The organism is Butyrivibrio sp. YAB3001 (assembly GCF_900112195.1).
Lineage (GTDB): Bacteria > Bacillota > Clostridia > Lachnospirales > Lachnospiraceae > Butyrivibrio.
In genome coordinates, this window is the sequence record NZ_FOKR01000006.1 from 225518 (window position 1) to 243516 (window position 17999).

18 protein-coding genes are annotated in these 17999 nt (G+C 34.1%); 2 read left to right on the forward strand and 16 right to left on the reverse strand.

Translation table 11 applies throughout. From position 1 onward, the window contains the following. Positions 1-278 precede the first annotated feature (278 nt). Together BM086_RS22050 and BM086_RS21370 are read left to right on the forward strand one after the other, a co-directional pair. Entirely contained in the window at positions 279-515 is a 237-nt protein-coding gene (locus BM086_RS22050; protein WP_442857336.1) for a hypothetical protein, read from the forward strand. Between the two features lie 98 nt (positions 516-613). Then, on the forward strand, positions 614-838 hold the full coding sequence (locus BM086_RS21370) for a hypothetical protein (RefSeq protein ID WP_092325675.1): 225 nt from the start codon (positions 614-616) through the stop codon (positions 836-838). A gap of 53 nt (positions 839-891) precedes the next feature. Here BM086_RS21370 and BM086_RS08955 read toward each other — a convergent pair whose 3' ends face one another. The 16 genes from BM086_RS08955 to BM086_RS09035 form a co-directional block, all read right to left on the reverse strand. Next, positions 892-1308 carry a helix-turn-helix domain-containing protein gene (locus BM086_RS08955; protein ID WP_175560177.1) on the reverse strand — a complete coding sequence of 139 codons (417 nt, stop codon included), beginning with the start codon at positions 1306-1308 and terminating at the stop codon, positions 892-894. A 41-nt stretch (positions 1309-1349) separates the two neighbouring features. Next, positions 1350-1733: a glycosyltransferase family 2 protein gene (locus BM086_RS08960; protein WP_330391572.1), complete on the reverse strand. Its 384-nt coding sequence runs from the start codon at positions 1731-1733 to the stop codon at positions 1350-1352. A 188-nt stretch (positions 1734-1921) separates the two neighbouring features. Further along, a complete protein-coding gene (locus tag BM086_RS08965; protein ID WP_092325677.1) occupies positions 1922-2434 on the reverse strand; it encodes a KdsC family phosphatase in 513 nt (170 codons plus the stop codon). A 13-nt stretch (positions 2435-2447) separates the two neighbouring features. Further along, positions 2448-4010: an aldolase catalytic domain-containing protein gene (locus BM086_RS08970; protein ID WP_092325678.1), complete on the reverse strand. Its 1563-nt coding sequence runs from the start codon at positions 4008-4010 to the stop codon at positions 2448-2450. A gap of 1 nt (position 4011) precedes the next feature. Beyond that, positions 4012-4758 carry a 3-deoxy-manno-octulosonate cytidylyltransferase gene (locus tag BM086_RS08975; protein WP_242952157.1) on the reverse strand — a complete coding sequence of 249 codons (747 nt, stop codon included), beginning with the start codon at positions 4756-4758 and terminating at the stop codon, positions 4012-4014. A gap of 2 nt (positions 4759-4760) precedes the next feature. After that, on the reverse strand, positions 4761-6077 hold the full coding sequence (locus BM086_RS08980) for a nucleotide sugar dehydrogenase (RefSeq protein ID WP_092325679.1): 1317 nt from the start codon (positions 6075-6077) through the stop codon (positions 4761-4763). Between the two features lie 19 nt (positions 6078-6096). Continuing rightward, positions 6097-7842, reverse strand: coding sequence for an HAD-IIIC family phosphatase (locus BM086_RS08985; protein ID WP_092325680.1), 1746 nt, complete (start codon positions 7840-7842; stop codon positions 6097-6099). A gap of 41 nt (positions 7843-7883) precedes the next feature. Then, positions 7884-9320, reverse strand: coding sequence for a lipopolysaccharide biosynthesis protein (locus tag BM086_RS08990; protein ID WP_092325681.1), 1437 nt, complete (start codon positions 9318-9320; stop codon positions 7884-7886). Then, entirely contained in the window at positions 9310-10710 is a 1401-nt protein-coding gene (locus tag BM086_RS08995; protein ID WP_092325682.1) for a hypothetical protein, read from the reverse strand. Before BM086_RS08995 ends, BM086_RS08990 begins: the two co-directional genes overlap by 11 nt. 85 nt (positions 10711-10795) lie before the next feature. Beyond that, entirely contained in the window at positions 10796-12556 is a 1761-nt protein-coding gene (locus BM086_RS09000; RefSeq protein ID WP_092325683.1) for a hypothetical protein, read from the reverse strand. Between the two features lie 15 nt (positions 12557-12571). Further along, the gene (locus tag BM086_RS09005; RefSeq protein WP_175560178.1) at positions 12572-13534 is read right to left on the reverse strand and encodes a glycosyltransferase; all 963 of its coding nucleotides are present in this window, start codon (positions 13532-13534) and stop codon (positions 12572-12574) included. A 249-nt stretch (positions 13535-13783) separates the two neighbouring features. Next, positions 13784-14509, reverse strand: coding sequence for an IspD/TarI family cytidylyltransferase (locus BM086_RS09010; RefSeq protein WP_092325685.1), 726 nt, complete (start codon positions 14507-14509; stop codon positions 13784-13786). Continuing rightward, positions 14510-15721, reverse strand: coding sequence for a CDP-glycerol glycerophosphotransferase family protein (locus BM086_RS09015; protein WP_092325686.1), 1212 nt, complete (start codon positions 15719-15721; stop codon positions 14510-14512). It lies immediately after the preceding gene. A 20-nt stretch (positions 15722-15741) separates the two neighbouring features. Next, positions 15742-16767, reverse strand: a complete 1026-nt coding sequence (locus BM086_RS09020; RefSeq protein ID WP_092325687.1) for a glycosyltransferase — start codon at positions 16765-16767, stop codon at positions 15742-15744. A gap of 550 nt (positions 16768-17317) precedes the next feature. Continuing rightward, entirely contained in the window at positions 17318-17638 is a 321-nt protein-coding gene (locus BM086_RS09030) for a hypothetical protein (RefSeq protein ID WP_092325688.1), read from the reverse strand. A gap of 93 nt (positions 17639-17731) precedes the next feature. Continuing rightward, positions 17732-17999, reverse strand: a 268-nt coding sequence (locus BM086_RS09035) for an IS3 family transposase (RefSeq protein WP_141107722.1), incomplete at its 5' end; no start/stop codon positions are given.

Genomic DNA, 17999 nt, shown 5'->3' on the forward strand with positions numbered 1-17999 from the left:
TTAATAAAATCTTAAGAAAATCTAAAAGATTTATCTGATAAAATCTGCTATTATTTCTTTCGGTACGGATCTGACCATTATTATTCAGGCATCTCGCCGCCTTATTCTCATAAGCACTAAACGAAAACTTATGTAGTTTAACATAGATGCATTTGAGTTATTATTTATGAAAGTAGGTTAATACTATGCAACAAAAATCACGAATTATCAACAAATTCACAAAAAAGGATTATCTTAACGCCACAGGACCGATAGAAATCGGTATGACTAATGACTATATGTTCCGAATAGTCTTTCAGCAAAACAAATTTGCCCTCAAAGGCCTGATTGCTTCTGTGCTACACATTAATCCTGATTCCATAATTGACCTGGAAATCAAAAACGAAATAGTCCCAGGTGTTAAAATAACTGATAAAGAATATCGTATGGACATCCGGAATTCCGTGCCACTTACCAACTTAGAAATGCCAAGGACAATTATCTATATACTGACAAGTTTAATCTCATTGTGGTAGAATTGAGACATGAAAATCTCGCAACCAAAGAAGATATCACTTATGGTATCACTGATTGGGTTCGCCTCTTTAAATCTAAAACTTGGGAGGAACTTAAAATGGTAGCAAAAAATAATGAATATATGTCTTCAACTCTTAAATCCATGTACCTTTCAAACGCAGATTATAACGTAATCAAAGTTGCCAGAGAACGTGAGGAATTCCTCCGATATCAGGAACACATTTTGAAGCAAAATGCTGAAATGTCCAGTGAAATATCAGAACTCAACAAAAAACTAGCCGAATATCAGAAGATAATGGACGAAAACGGCATCAAATACTAATTTCTAGTAAACGGCATAGCAGCCACATCCAGATATTTATCCAAATGTGGCTGCTATGTTCTATCCATATACATGGCTTTGGTCAGTTCAAAGACCATTTTCTTCTTCGGAGCAGAAAGGTTCCTATAATAATATAGAAGCTCTTCTACCGTTGCAACACTTTCTTCACCCGCATCATGTTCAGCTCTATCAGCCGAACTAACTATTGCACATCCGTTAACATCTTCACCATTACCAAATTTTGATAAAAGAAACTCCACATTTATCCCATAATACTTGGCAAGTGTGTATAACTTCTCCGCAGAAGGAATAATCCGCCCCGTTTCATAAGCTGAATATGTCGAATCCTTTACTCCCAGAATCCTAGCAATATCCCCTTGCTGGAGGCCTGCATCAGATCGAAGCCTTCGGAGCATATCTGTTATTTGTGTGTGTTTATCAAATGTTTTCTCTTTTATTGCTTTGCTCATATTTTTGCCTTCTATACCAAAAAATAATCCGCCCAAAACAATCATTTCCTGTTCGTTTTGAGCGGTGCCAGGAGCAATATTGGGATATCTGTATCAGAAGCTTTTCTTACAACCCAGCTTCCAAAGTGCTGTAGCTTCTTTTTTACAAAAGAGAAATGCTCTGTATCATCGATTGGTCTTGCACCAATAACAATATCAGCTTCTCCGTTAAGAATAGGTCTTACTATAGTTTCAATATCATCCGCATTATACTGGTTATCAGCATCAGTATTAACAATGATATCAGCTCCACATCTAAGGCACCCATCCAAACCAGCAATAAAGCACTTAGCAAGTCCCTTATTCTTAGCAAAGCTGACAATATGATGGACTCCCCATCTTCTAGCAACTTCTACAGTGTCATCCTTACTACCATCATTGATAATAAGTTATTCAATTTCATCTATTCCATCAATATGCTTAGGCAGATCATTTAATGCTATCTATTATGTCTCTGCCTCGTTGTAACATGGAATCTGAATAATCAGTTTCATACGTTAGTTCCAAACTCCTTTTTGACTTACATGTTGCAGACAACAAAATAAACTATTTGAGCAACTGGGTATCATCTGTATTAAACACCTGCTCCATATATCGTATTAATTACACTCTCCCATTGTCCTCTTTCTAGAATATGTTCCATCACGTCACGAAATGCCCCATATCCTCCTTTGACTGAACTGACATAATCAGCAATCTCCTTAACTTCTTTACAACTATCAGCAGGACATGCCACATAACCAGCCAATTTCATAGGTGCAAGATCATTCAAATCATCTCCAACATAAGCAACATCGTCTTTTTCCAGACCATGCTTATTCATAAATTCCTTTAAAAATGACGCTTTATCTTTGATGTTTTGCAACAAAAAGTCTACCTTCATTTCTTCCATACGTCTTTTTGTTGCAGCACATTCACGCCCGGTAAGAATCATGGTCTTAATGCCTACCGCCTTTGCTGCAAAAAAACCAGCAGCATCTTTAGTAGAAAATTTTTTCATTTCATTCCCATGCTCATCATAATAAATGCCGGAATCTGTCAATGTTCCATCTACATCTATGACAATTAGTTTTATTGTTTTCTGCATCAGGTATCTCCCATTAGTTTATTGCATATGCCGACTCAGTAATGTATTCTACGTCAATTCCAATCTTATGTATTGCTCTGGCAACCGCTATATTATCATCTTCATTCTTAGGCGTTGAGCTCTTTAACGACGATTTATAATAATTATTCTTCCCTGTGATAAACCCATCTGCTCCAGCAACATATACCCGATCCATGCCAAGCAGGCTCAAAAGTTTTAATAGCATAACATAGCTGTTATACCCTTTCTCAAATGCACTTGACAGAGAATTGTAATTAAACCTAATAGCATCTTTCTCAGTTTCTACATTAGAAGTAAGTATAAGAGTTACATCCGAATCTGATGCTTGAGCAAACCGTTTTGCATTACTGAAAAAGGCATAATCAGCATTATAATCTTCAGGAATAAAGTTTATAGAAATTACAACTGCATCGTTCTCTGCAATAAAATCATCAATGTCTGTTCTATTCTCGACAATTGAAGTCCCAGGTGCCATTATGAGCACTTTCTTTCCATCAAGTGCCTGTTTTAGCCTGGTATAGCTTTCATGATCATCAATAAGATTATCTTTATATTCCTTATACCTTGCCTCTGCGTATGCTTCATCATAAGCAGTTGCTTTACTCCGATCAAACGCACCTAAAATATGATTTATATCCCTATTAGTAAGATCACCTTTTTCAAGATAATGTTCCGCATAGTTCCTATGAACGTTAAATCTAGCAGAAAGGAAGTAAGCAGGAGTATATCCCCACTTACTCAATCCTTTTATAGGTGCAATATATTCCTGAATCGCATCCATCAGATAATCAATATCATACCCTGTATCTAGGTACTCATTGAGATAATCAGCAATCAATTCAATAGGAAGATTTCCTGGAATTCTTCCCATTCCCATAAGACTTCCATCTATTGCCACAGGCCTGTTTAAATGTTTGTCAACAAAACACTGTGCCAAACTGCATCCCAATGACATGTTTTCATGTAAATGCAATGCAACGCGGATATTTCTGTCCAAATTATTATCCACAAGACTAACAATGCGGTCCAAATCTCTACGTTTCATACTTCCAAAAGTATCAACGATTGAAAACTGATACGGCTGGATCATATTGACCTGTTCAATAATCCACAATATTTTCTTGTCAGAGTATCCCATTATGTTTATTGGATTAATGGACAGTTTATAGCCTTTTTCTTTTACCTGCTTAGCAAAATCCATTCCTTCTTCAATGTCATAGTCATGAGCAGTAATTCTGATCATCTCTATACCAGAGCCACAATAGTCGCTCAACTTGGAAATATCATAATTACTGCGCATCGCCATTGCAGAATACATAGTACCAGTCTCATTATCAGGCAAAAGGCGATTCAGTTCTTCGATGGTATTACATACTGTAATGTCCTGATTATATTCCGGAACATTTCTTAAAAAACCAACCTCAACAAAATCAACTTTTGCTTTAGAAAGAAATCTGATAATTGCACGAGCATCATGATAGCCCCAATTCCAATCATTTACATAACCACCATCTCTCAATGTGCAATCAAGAATCTTAAGGTCATACTGAGCCACTTTACCCCTCCAACATATTTCTAACCAACTCTAAGTCTTTAGGTGTATCTACCGAAATAGTTTTATAATGTGAAACCGTCATTTTAACAGGTATACCATTTTCCACAAATCTCATAAGATCATTTTCTTCAGCTTTTTCTAATAATGACTTTTCAGTTTTTGAAAAAAAATCAAGTGCTTGTTTTGAAAAAATCTGTACACCGGTTACCTTTTCATACTGAAAATCTAAAGTCCCCTTAGGATAAGGAATCGGACTTCTTGAAATAAATAGTGTTTCTCTTTTTGAGTTTGTAACTACTTTTTGATTGCTAAAATCAATTACATCCGTAGGATTATCCAAAACATTCGTCAAAGCTCCCACATAATATCCGCCATCGAATCTATCCGGAACAATCAAAGAAAAGCACCTTTCATCAACAAGTGGTTCATCCCCCATTATGAGAGCATATAAGTCCGCATCAACTTTAGTAGATACTTCATATAATCTTGAAGTAGGTGTATCATGATTCTTCGATGTCATAATTGCTTTCATTTGATAATCTTTGCATTTTTCCATAATGCGTTCATCATCAGTAGCAACAACAATATCCATAAATAACGAACATTTTTTAACTTGCTGATATACCCACCAAATCATTGGTTTTCCATGAATATCTGCTATTGGTTTTCCAGGCATTCTACTTGATTCATATCTTGCCGGTATAACTCCTACAATTTTCATCTCTTGTTTCCTATTCATTTTTGCCATCCTTACATTCTCCAATATGAGAACTCAGGAGCCTTGAAATCATCAATATTGTAGATTCCCTTGATATCCATGAACACCTTTGTGCTGTGCTTAGGATTAAAGAACTTGGCAATATCGGCTGCCTGGTATTTTTCAAATGCTGTATGTGCAACTGCTACAATCACTGCATCCATATCTTTTACTGCAGAAAGATTGTCAAAATCTATTCCATAAAGTCTCTTGGCCTCATCTGAATCAGCCTCAGGATCAACTACTACAGGTGTGATTCCGTATTCGCCAAGTTCCTTGTATATGTCTATAACCTTTGTATTTCTGGTGTCAGGGCAGTTCTCCTTGAAAGTAAATCCAAGAATTGCTACCTTCGCATTCTTTACCGGGATATCATTTGCAATCAGGTTCTTTACACAGGACTCAGCAATATACTTGCCCATGTCATCGTTGATACGTCTTCCTGAAAGAATGATCTGTGAGTGATATCCAAGTTCCTCAGCCTTGTAGGTAAGGTAATATGGGTCAACACCGATACAATGTCCGCCAACAAGTCCAGGGAAGAAATGAAGGAAATTCCACTTGGTTCCTGCTGCCTCTAATACGCTCTTTGTATCAATATTCATTTTGTGGAAGATCATGGACAGCTCGTTCATGAAAGCGATATTGATATCACGCTGTGAATTCTCAATAACCTTGGCTGCCTCAGCCACCTTGATAGACTGTGCTCTGTAAACACCAGCAAGAGCTACCAGGCTGTATACCTTGGCAACTTCTTCAAGAGTCTCATCGTCCATACCGGAAACGATCTTGGTTATGGTATCAAGTCTGTGAACCTTATCACCAGGGTTGATACGCTCTGGTGAATAACCAACCTTGAAATCTACTCCGCACTTAAGACCTGATTCTTTCTCAAGAATAGGTACGCAGATATCCTCAGTTACTCCGGGATAAACTGTTGACTCATATACAACAATGCTGTCCTTTGTAAGGTACTTACCAAGAGTATGGCTTGCGCCCTCTACAGGTGAAAGGTCAGGAGTGTGGTCATCATTTACAGGTGTAGGAACCGCAACTACGTGGAATTTGCACTCACGAAGCTTCTCAGGATCTGCAGTGAATTCTACAGATGTCTCCTTGATTGCATCATCTCCTACTTCTCTTGTAGGATCTACGCCCTTCTTGTACAATTCAACCTTTGCCTTGTTGAAATCGTAACCTACAACCTTTATCTTCTTGGCAAAAGCCACTGCTATAGGCATGCCTACGTAGCCAAGTCCAACCAGTGACAATTTTTCTTCTCCTGCTAATAACTTTTCATATAAGCTCATACCAATTTTCCTCACTATATTATTTCTTCATCAATTCACGTTTAATACTGTTTGCTTTTTTTGCAAGCATATGCTTTACATCTATTACCGCCCTGGACACACCAGTTCTAACACTTATTTCATCATCATCAATTAACAACAGTAATTCTTTAGCCATCTTATAATACACGTGCCTTTTATAATGTCTTATATTGTCATTAAGATCATTCGTTGATTGAACAATTGTTCTCATATCCAATAATTTTGTATTACAAGAGTTCTCGTTGACAAACTGATCTACAATCTTGTTATATTCTTTATGTACCATTTCTCTGCCTACTTCTTTTGGATTAACAGATGGCACTTCACAACCATTAATCAATATCAATAAGTTATCTTTATCAATGTTATCTCGAATAAACTGTAAGTTATTGTATAGATCTTCTGCTTTTATTCTCCCTTCTGGCACAAGATGATTTATGTAAAAATCATTTTGCTCTTCGCGCCAACCATATGATAAATAGTCAAGATCTTCTGGAAATGCCCCAAAAGCAAGCTTTATTTCAGGATGTTCCTTAACATGGTATACTTTTTGTGCATAATCCATTAACAGACTAAGAATGACAATCTGCTTCTCATGCTTAAATACGCTCGTATCAAAGCAGTCTTCATTCAAAAAACCAACATCATTCAGTAACTGTTTTTTTATCTCCTCACTATATCGAAGACAACCACATGTAATAAACGTATGATCACGATGGAAGTTTCTAAAATTAAACTCCGTTGTAATGCACTTATCATCGATATTAAGATACGGCAGCATTTGTTCTAAATCGCATCCGCCTCGAATCACGAAGTTTCCATGCGTCCTCGTATCAGTTGTTTTTTCGCCATTTTCATTAAAACCAGCATTAATCCATGAAGGTTTATCTTCCCCATTGACATTGTTAACAACCTCTCCTTTAACAACTAATTTAGGGAACCCCATCTCACTATAAACATATTGTTCTATCCCCATCCCAATCGTTCTACAAGAAAACAGAAAGTGTACTAATTCACCATGGAATACGGAACAAAATCCAACTATACCGTAATCACCATACTTATCTTTTACATGTACATACTTATTTGTATATTCTGAGTCATTTAGTATGTTACGCAATGCTTCTTTTGATATTCGTTTTTTTGTATAATTTAATTGATTAGTTCTAATTATCAGCTCATGTATCCTATCTAATTCAGACATACAATCATTTTTAATAGCGACTTCAATATTCGAATCCATTAAAAACTCAATATTTGAATTAAATACCCTTTTTCTTTCATTTTTCTTTTCCAAAATCTTATATTTATCTAATCTACTATGCTTTTTATCTTCGCCTTCACATTCTGGCATCTTTAATAAATCTTCTATAATATAAGGAAGTGAAACATTGATTCCCTTATTATGATATGCAACTTCCTGCAAATTCCTTTCATCGTCATCTATAAAAAGAACATTTTCAGGTCTAAGTTGACAATTATCTATAATATTTTTTACTGAAAAGCCTTTGGGTTCGTAATCTATTACTGGAAAAACGAAATAATCCCATATCTGTGCCTCTGTTAATTTCGTTTTGACATCATCAAATGTATTCTTGGAACAAATTGAATTCACAATTCCTCGATCAGTCAAATCTTTTATCAACTGCACATTTGCATCATTTAGCTTAATATCACCTTCAGCAAGAATACCTGACCAAAATGTATTATCCATGTCCCATATTATTAGTTTTATTTGTTGCATAAATCACCTCGTATAAACAAACTCGCAATATATAAACAAAGTCATTTATTTTTTGCGATTTTTTTATCAAGCACCCCAATAATAAATTTTTTGTTTTTTATAGCGCCTATTGTTGCAGTTAAAACAAACCCAAGAACAACTAAATATCTAATGACTAAATAGTCATACAGAAAATTTGCTCCAATCATTACAAAAAGCATTACAGTCATAATCACAATCAAAATTTTCTCATTATAAACATGACCATACTCTGTCTTTTTATTTACAACATAATAGTGAAATATCACCATAAGTAAGAATCCAATTGCTGTAGTATATGCTGCTGATATATACCCAAATATTGGAATTGCGATGAAATTTAAAACTATATTGGCAAACGCTGCCATCATTGTAGCGGCAGAAATCCACCCAGTCTTTTTTTCATAAAACTCTATATTTGCATAAAGCGTATAAACAAATTGAAGCATAGTGCCATAACACACGGGGGGAATTACATATTTAGCTGGAATATAAGCCTTTCCTCCAAAAATCAAGACAATTTCTGGCCCAATCAGCATTATAAAAGTGCACCCAGCAGCAAATACAATGGTATATGGTATAGTGTATTTTCTTATATCTGATAATTTTTTATCCCTTATATGATCATATAGCCATGGTTGCCATGCTTGATTAAGACTTGTAAGCAAAACATTTGCTATAGACGAAATTGTATATGCCAATGAATAAAGCGCTGCATCTTCTGCTCCACACAACCTTTTAATTATGATTCTGTCAGACATAGCCAAAAGTGTACCCGCGAGTTCATGTGGAATCAGTGGAACAGAAAACTTAAGTGCATACTTCCAATGTTGTAGACATATCCCTTTTCCTTTTATTAGTATATAAAGCCATAACCCTGCATCCACAATTGCGATAAGAAAATAGTTTCCAATTGTTCTTCCCATCAACCTATCTTGCATAGCTAGCACAAGTACTACTGAACCAAGTGTAGATACAAATAATGTTATCCAGGTAAAAAACACAACCTTTTGGTAGTTACAACATATTCTGTTTTTAAATGTAAGTATCTGCATTGCGGGTGAAAAAAAGGCATACACAAAAATGAGCCTAATATATGGTTTGTCCATCTTAAGAAGAGTTTCAAACCATGTACTGTTTACTTCAAAAACCACATACCATGCAACTGTAATCAAATTCCCCAATAGAAGAATACTTGATAAGTACTTATCCAGTTCATTCTCATAATCATACTTTGCTCTAACTATAGAAACATACAGCTGTAATGTGACTATAATCGCTATAATATGGGCCCATGAAGAAATATTGCTAAACTCTCCATATTCAGACTTAGTCAACAATCTAGTAAAAATAGGAGTAGTAATAAACGCCATTCCTCTTATTACTAAATTACTGAGGGTGTATATTATTCCAACTTTTGCGACTGAAGCTTTTTTGCCTTTATTCATTCTATCTGCCATTTAGTATCATATTTATTTCGTTAGTTGTATTATTCATAGCATTCCATTTCCATATCTCAACGCTCGGCTGTATAGCGCGTTGTCCTTTATGTAAAAGGTCATACAATTCATTAGCTGAATTGAAAACCAAAGCCCCTTTTATATCAATAAGGTTTTGCATATTTTCAATGTAATTTGCATTATATAGATAAATTGGTAAATCAAAAGCTAATGCTTCGTATAAAGCACCAGAATAGATACCTACCACCGCATAAGAGTCCATAAAACATTCATATAAACTAATAGAACTATCTGATAATACTGTAATATTCTTCATTTCTTTTAGCTTTGGATACTTCTCTTCCCAAATATCATATTCATCCGGATGAAGCTTATACATTATTTTTTCTTCAGGAAACATCTCAGCATACTCCACAGCAAGTTTATAAACATAAGAACCTGCTAGAAATTGCGAAATAAATAGCAATCCAGTATGATTACTATTATGCTTTGACTTATAGAGCTCTACTTGTTTTTCAAAAAATGGAAATCCCACTGATTTTACATGATCATCTGATATAGGAAGCTCAAGCCCCATTTTCCAAAAATCACCATATGTAAATAGATAATCTGGAAATTGTTCAACATGCTGTCTTTTTTTCCACATATACTGAATCATTGATGGATTTATCTGAGAATGTTGGATTTCTACCGTTGGAATTGCACAATCATGAGCTATCTCATTTATTATCATATTATTCTGAGAGTAGCCAACCACCTCTATAACCAACTTGGGTTTAATAGCATTTATTATCTTTTTTATTTTTTTCCTTTTGTATTTTATGATATACAAATGCTTTGTCATCATATCTGCAATTACTCTACAAGTACTATCACCGCATGATTCAGCAAATACACTTTGGATTTTTTTATATATCTCATTCTTTGTTTCATTATATTTTTTTGATGCAACTCGCCTTATCACCCGCTCGTATACATTACTTTCAATTGAAAGCTTATCAAAATATCTCAAGTTTTTAGTCTTAGCTGGAGTCATATGCGAGTAGTAATAATATGATTCAAATGTAACGCAGCTAGAATAATTATCAGAAATATTCTCCGTAAATTTGCATATATACTTATCTTCGTCAATAACCCTTCTAGGATGATTTACAATTAAAATATCCTCTTTTTTGTTCCACTTTATCGGATATTTTATATATAGCTTCACATAATCAAGCAATTTAGTTTTCACTTTGTTATTATCTGTACCAGGTTTTTCCCCGTGTTCTAGTTCCAATAATAACCGATGAATTATGAATCTCTCATATCTCCATACTTTTACTCCATCTATTTCCCAATCAAGCAAATCTGAATCATTTTCCAGCTCGCAAAACTTAACGCTATCCATATCAATTGCACCTTATGTAAAGTAAAATCAAAAACTTACATCCCTTCAATTCATAAAATGTATGTTTGTTGCTATAACTATATATTTAATGTTCTTTAATGGGTATTAGTTGTAGCAACGATAAATCTTTGGAATAAGCATATTCGTTATCATCTATTTGAATCGAATATAAATTTACATTCGTATTAATCTTAGATAAATCTGACAATAATATTCCATCTGTTAATTCAGATATTTCATCCTCATTAAGATAGTTCAATTTCGTTCTAACATTATAAGTTTGTAAAGAGCGAATATATCCTGGTGCATTGCTCTGTTTAGTTGTTACATATATATTTATGTTTTCTTTTTCAGCCCAATTCAAAACCTCTGTCGATGCATCAGCACTAGCTATTATAGAATCCTCCCTCTTCCCCTTATAATCAAAACTTGAAATCCAAAAAAACAAAGAAACTGCCAAATAGATTGAAATCACAAGCTTTTCCTTATGCTTAATGCATCGAAATATAATGACAAAGCAAATAATAATTTCATAAAACAATAGTTTATTAAAATACATAGTAGGCGACTCGTTTTCTTGACAAAAGAACATTTTAAAAATACTCGCCATTGCCATAAGTGCTTTACTATTTAACTTTGGTACAATAAGTACCATGAACATTTTGTATGAGATTACAGAAACAACGCCTGCCAATAAATATGCATTTTGAAATTTCTCTATCTCTCGAATAATAATAATTGTTCCTGACAGTATTATTAAAATACAAAATGGTATTGCATACCTTATATAAAGATACATTCGCGGCTCATTCTCTGCCTTCATGTAATTTTTGAGCGCAATAGACAAATTCATAAGCGTAAATGATATTATGCCCCATATACCAATAAAAGACACCCCATCCAGCATCTTGCACATCTTATACTTGTTGATCGTATAAAGTATTATTGAAGTTATACACACAAATAAATAACCAAAAGAAATAATATTCGCAGATTCTGTTAATGAAAAAATCAGCTTCAATAAATCAGTTATCTGATTCTTATTCCAAGATGTCATAAGGGCACTTGAAAGGCTTCTACTCACCATAGAAGTTGCATTATTATCCAAGCTACCAACACTTTCATTTGTTGATAGAACATATCTCACATAAAACGAATCAGCACCTTTATATACTAAATATCCACTTATTAACCCAACTACGAACAAAAGAATAATAGATATCTTGATACTGTCTTTGTTCATAATATAAAAGAATGAAAAAACAAAAATATAACTAACTACGATAATTGCCGCTCTACTATGAATAGTAAATAAATATGTCATTAAAAATCCTGAACCAAATGCCAAGTACCATTTAGGTGATTTATTATTTTGTTCATGTAGTAGAGAAATTATCACTAGAGCAAAGCCTATAAACTCTTCTGTCAAAGCACTCAATCCAAATCCATAATCAGGTTTCAAAACACCTAACACACATATTATTGCGATAACAAAAGATTGACATTCTGTACAATTCAAGAATTTTTTACATAAATAATGAATGGCTAATGCCATAAACACCCATATAAATAGCCCCCACGATTTTATAATTATGTATATAGATGCCCAGTCCTTACACAAGTAAAAAAATGGAAATAGCATAAAAATATGGCCATATCCATGCCATATTCCATTTTTCGAAAGAATTCCTGACCAATCTACTCCAGCTAATCTTAATGGTGCTGCTATACTAGGGAACTCGTCCCCATCCTGTATTCCTGTGAATTGAAATGACGGTAAATAAAAAAGAATTATTAGTATAATAATCGCTAAGTTATACCCGTACATCTTTATCAATTTTTTCATTAAAATCTGCCTTTTCTAAATACTGCTACTGAGATACTTTGCATCATTTTTCCTAATTTTGTTGTTTATAAATAGTTGACTTATAAAATACATCGGATCTAATATTTCTTTTGTCACAAATGGAACCTTATAATGGTCTAATTTGTTTATCGCTTCAATGATATTTTTCAATCCAACATTTCTTCTTATACCATCATAAATAATGATTCCTTTGTTATATAAACAATACGAATATCTATTAGCAGGACTACTTTTTTTTGCAAACTGATAACACTTTCCATATTCTTCTGCATAACAAAAATATGCCTCTTTACTAACAACTGTCGTTAACGAACCATTTGCTCTAGTAATGCAATAAACAATTCTCTCATCAACAGCTGTTTTTTTGCTCAAACAACTTGCTTGAATCGAAAAATACATGTCATTACTGTTTTTAATAGCGCTGAATCTTAAATTATTACTTTTCACTATTTCTGTTCTAAATATTCTGGCACATGGAGAAAACCTCTTCTTTACTCTTTCAAGATTCTTTTCATTCGGATTAGCCATATATAACGCTATCTTGTTCTGATGTGCTATATGTCTTGTTGCCATCACATCAGTACCTAAATATCTGCTAGTCACGTTGAATATCACCTGATCATATTCACTATTAAAGTATTCTGAAACAATTGAATACATTTCATCCGTAAAATAATCATCTGCATCTGCAAACATTAACCACTTGCCAAGAGCATGATCCAATCCAATATTTCTACACGCCCCTGCACTTTGAATCCCTGAAATATTACTGTAAAACTCGACATTATTCTTGTACTCATTTTTTATACTGTCCAGCTTGTCTATATCAACATTACTGTTATCATCTATAACAATCACCTGAATTTCAGGCGTATTTGGTATTGTTCCTAAAAGCTTTTTCAGCAAAACTGGAGTATTATAATGCGGAATAATAATAGTAAGATTAATAAAATTCATATATACCCTTTCATAATTTCTACCTAATGATAAAAATGCAGTCATACTTAACTTAAGTAACTAAATTCATACCATTTTTTATAGAAAGCATATTTTCAATCAGACAAATTTCTGTATTTTTCCCAATCTATAAAATCCGTATTGCATACAGTCTCATCAATCTCATCAAAAGAACTATCTATCAACGTTCTCATTTATTCATTTCCTCTTTTATATCTTGTTGTTATTTCTGCCATTATTGATGCAGTCTTACTCTGCCTGCTCTTGCATCTTAAGAATCTCTCTAGCTTCAAATACAGATCTCATCGTAAATATATCCTGAGGAGTAGTAACTTTTATGTTTTCTATTGGTCCATCCACCAAATGCAATTTGTTTCCATAATGTTGCATAAGAGAACAACTATCTATGAAGTCGTTACGATTTTCTGCAATAGCCTTATCGTGCGCGGCAAGGATATCGTCAAGATAGAAGCTCTGCGGGGCCTTTGCTACTCTGGAGTTGCTTCGTGGAGGCACCTCATTTATAAGATCGCTATCATCTACTACCAATATTGTTTCAGTTACTTTTGATGTAGTTATTGCAGAACCATACTCTTTAACTGAACTGATATTGTCTGAAATAAGCTGCTCTGTAATAAAAGGTCTTACTCCATCATGTATAAGCACTATTGCCTTTTCATAAGCAATTGCTTTCGCCGCAACAAGACCATTATGTATTGATTCCTGCCCTGTCGCACCTCCACAAACAATGCTCTTTACTTTCTTTAAGTGATATTTCGAAATAAGCTCGTCCATATATGGAATCCATTCCTTAACACAAGCTATTACAATTGCATCTATTTCCTCATGATGATCAAATTTTTCAAGAGTATGTATTATTACCGGTTTTCCATAAACTTCCAAAAACTGCTTAGGCATATCCTTAGTGTGCATACGCCTTCCTACACCACCGGCAAATATAACCGCTATATTCATTTACTTTTTTCCATTCTCAATAAAATCAATTATGTAATCCACCACTGAATCTGATGCATGGCCTGTTTCATTCAATCCGACTCTTTTATGTAATTCACTTACGTTTTCAATATATTTCTCTTCGTCAAATTCAATAATATTGTCTGTAAGTTCAGCATTGGAGAGTGCAAGCGGAAACGGGAGTTCTTTCATTTTGTAATAATTCCCGTATTCTTTTTCATAGTCATCCAAATCCGGAGCATAAATAAAACACGGCTTCGGTTTTGTAATAAAATCCAACATACAGCTTGAATAATCTGTAATTAGAGCATCTGCTACGCAAAGGAGCTCCTGCATGTTGGGATACTGGGTCGCATTCCTCACCAAATCAGAGCATTTAATAGAATCTGAATCCTCAATATTATGTGGATGAAGTCTCATAAGAATCACCCATTCCCCACCAAACCTAGTTTGAAATGCATTAACAATATCCTCTGTATTTAATACGAATTCATCTATGCCAAATCCTTTCCTCCATGTTGGTGCATACAAAGCAATATGCTTTCCTCTAATATCAAAATGATTTTGAATCTTAGTGGTCAGCTCTTCATTTACCTCAAAAAAAGCATCATTTCTAGGGCTTCCTTGCTCAATTACCTTTCCACCATACGCAAAAGCCCTTCTGAATATTTCTGTTTCACTTTTGCTATTGGAAACCATTAAATCTGCAAGCTTAGCATTATATGGATAAATTTTTCTGTCTATGCATAACTGTTCACTTCCAAGATCTAAGCCTATTTTTTTGATTCCATAACTTCCATGCCAAGTTTGAATAAAAATTTGTTCTTTTCTTTTCCTTGTTCCCAAATCTTTCATGTTAGAATCAACCCACACTTTTGCGGTCGCTAATTCTTTGATTACAGAAATAAAACTATAGTCAACTCTTCGAATTCCTTTAGGTAACTCCGCCTCGACTCCTGGCTTTAACAGCCAAACCAAGTCAAAATTCTTATTTTTTTCCAACAGACTTTCACTTATGTAGTAAGGATTATCTCCATATCTTTTACCTTTCATATTGCAAAAAACTATTTTTTTCTTATTTATAGGAAAAAGGCTGTACAGACAAAACAACAATGACACCAAACACGCATACCCCAAATATGAGATATACAAAAAGGTCTCAGCCACTTTACTATGTTCTGCATAATTTATTAGAGTATTTCTAAATTTCATTTTGATTCACCCTTTCCCCACTATGCAGAATATTCATTTACTTCAATGTTTTTGTATTGGTTAAGAATACTTAAAGATAATTTTTCACTATTCCCCAATATCACAAAACTGTGCCTTGTATCTTTTATAAATAATTCTCTATTAGCGTCACTATCACCTAATATCATCTTTTTACCCATAGCTTCATAAATATATGCTTTCCCAGGAATGGTCCTATTTGCTTTCTCTATCTTTCCATTAAAATGTCCAGCCAAGCATATATCAGCCTGAGCTATTCTTTCTGCCAATTGTTCCTGCGGAAGCCAATCTGTGTAACGCACATTATCCTGTATTGGCTTATTTAACTTTTCAGGTATTGGTCCAATAATATCGAAAAAAATATCTTTTTCTTCTTTTAGCAAACGTATTGTATCCAACACAACGTCCACTCCCTGGAGTGGTAATATGCTACCAAAATAAAGAACCACAAATTTATCTCTTATCTCAGAAGGCTTGTTCTGAGGCCTTGGATAATATATAGATCTATCAGCTTCCAGATAAAGCGTTTCGACCTTATCCCTATCTGCTCCAAATTCCTCAATAAAAAATATAGCTTGTGCTTTTGTATCAGTGATAATACAGTCCACTTTTTTTACTGTTAATCTATCTATCCAATAACATAGCTTTGAAACAATGCTGCCTTTTTTGAATTTCTGCCTATCACACACCATGGTGTCATAAACAGAAATAAAGAAATCAATTACTATCTCTTTATTCCTAAATGCCCCTCTGAATATTGGAATAATAAGTTGCGGAGCAAAGCCAACAAATATCACATCACATTTTGAGATAATTCCTTTTCCAAATATTCTTAGAAAATTGGCGATAAACAATTTACTGTATATCTCAATCAACCTTTTTGGATAACTTTTTTGTGATGAATAAATCAATTCAACATGACTTGCGCATTCTCTGAGAATTTGTAATTCTTGGGAATTGCGGATGTAATCAATTTTTTTAGTTGTTATAAATAAAACTTTTTTCTCTTTTATTATGTCTTTAAGCATCTATACACTTTACCCATTCTTGAACGCATCATTTGAGTAATCTCGCTGTTCTTTTTTATAAAGAAGCTTCGGATATTGGAAAGAATAGCTGATCATTGTCACATCGTACTTTTTTGATAAAGCACGATACATAAGACCGGTATAATGGGATATCCCGCCCTTATAAGGGAACACGGGCCCGATTAGCACTATTTTTTTCAGATTAGAATTTTCATTTTTCACAGCTATCTACTTAGAAGTAATCGATGGCAATACGTCAATTCTCTATTCAAAATAGAGCCCCCATAAAACCAACTACCTATCTTCTTCCCTCATTCAACGTAATTTAGAGTGTATTTGTTTTGTGATTTTTAATATATTCTTTGTTATTCACTCTATTAATAATACATTGTGTATTATGTAACTCTTTACTAGGTATTGTCAATACTTTTTTCTTTGCACACAAAAACACACCACTCATCACGGATATTTCCATGATAAGTGGTGTGCCCTCTCTTTTTATTATTCTATTTTAGATAGTTTTCGATGTTTAAATAGAATAGAACCCATTCTACTTCATATAATTCTCATCAACCAATTCCCTGATCAATTGTTTCTGATATTCAGCATCAGTTGTAGATTTTGCAAGATCATCTAATCTACCCGAATCTAATAATATACTGTTCAATTTGTTGATATATTCTCTTTCCTCAATCCGCCCCTTTTCTAATCCTTTCGCTAATCCTTTCGCTAATCCTTTTTCTAATCCTTTTGCCAATCCTTCTTCTACAAGTACTTCCGTAGCTCTACACATATCCAGTCTACCTCCTTCTGCATTATCAAGTGGAATCTTTGCTCCGGTAAATGTGTTGATTGCAATTACCGAATTCACATCCAATTCCCACTGATTTCTAAAGTGTACCCCATGTCAAGTACAAATTAAGCTATAGGCATATCTAATTACAGCACATTATTTATCTATATATCAAACATCTCCAAGAGGATATATTCCTGTGGTGATGTACTTATAGTATTCATTCGGAGATAGCTTTGCTAACTGCCACTGATATCTTTCATTGTTATAGTAGTCCATCCAATCATCTATGATTGCTTTTACTTCCCTATATTTTTTGCATTCTGACAGATCTATCTCATCTTTCATATGACCAAAGAAGCTTTCCTGAGGGGCGTTATCCCAGCAATTGGCTTTTCTGGACATTGATTGCCTAAGCCCTTTGTCCTTGACCAGCTTT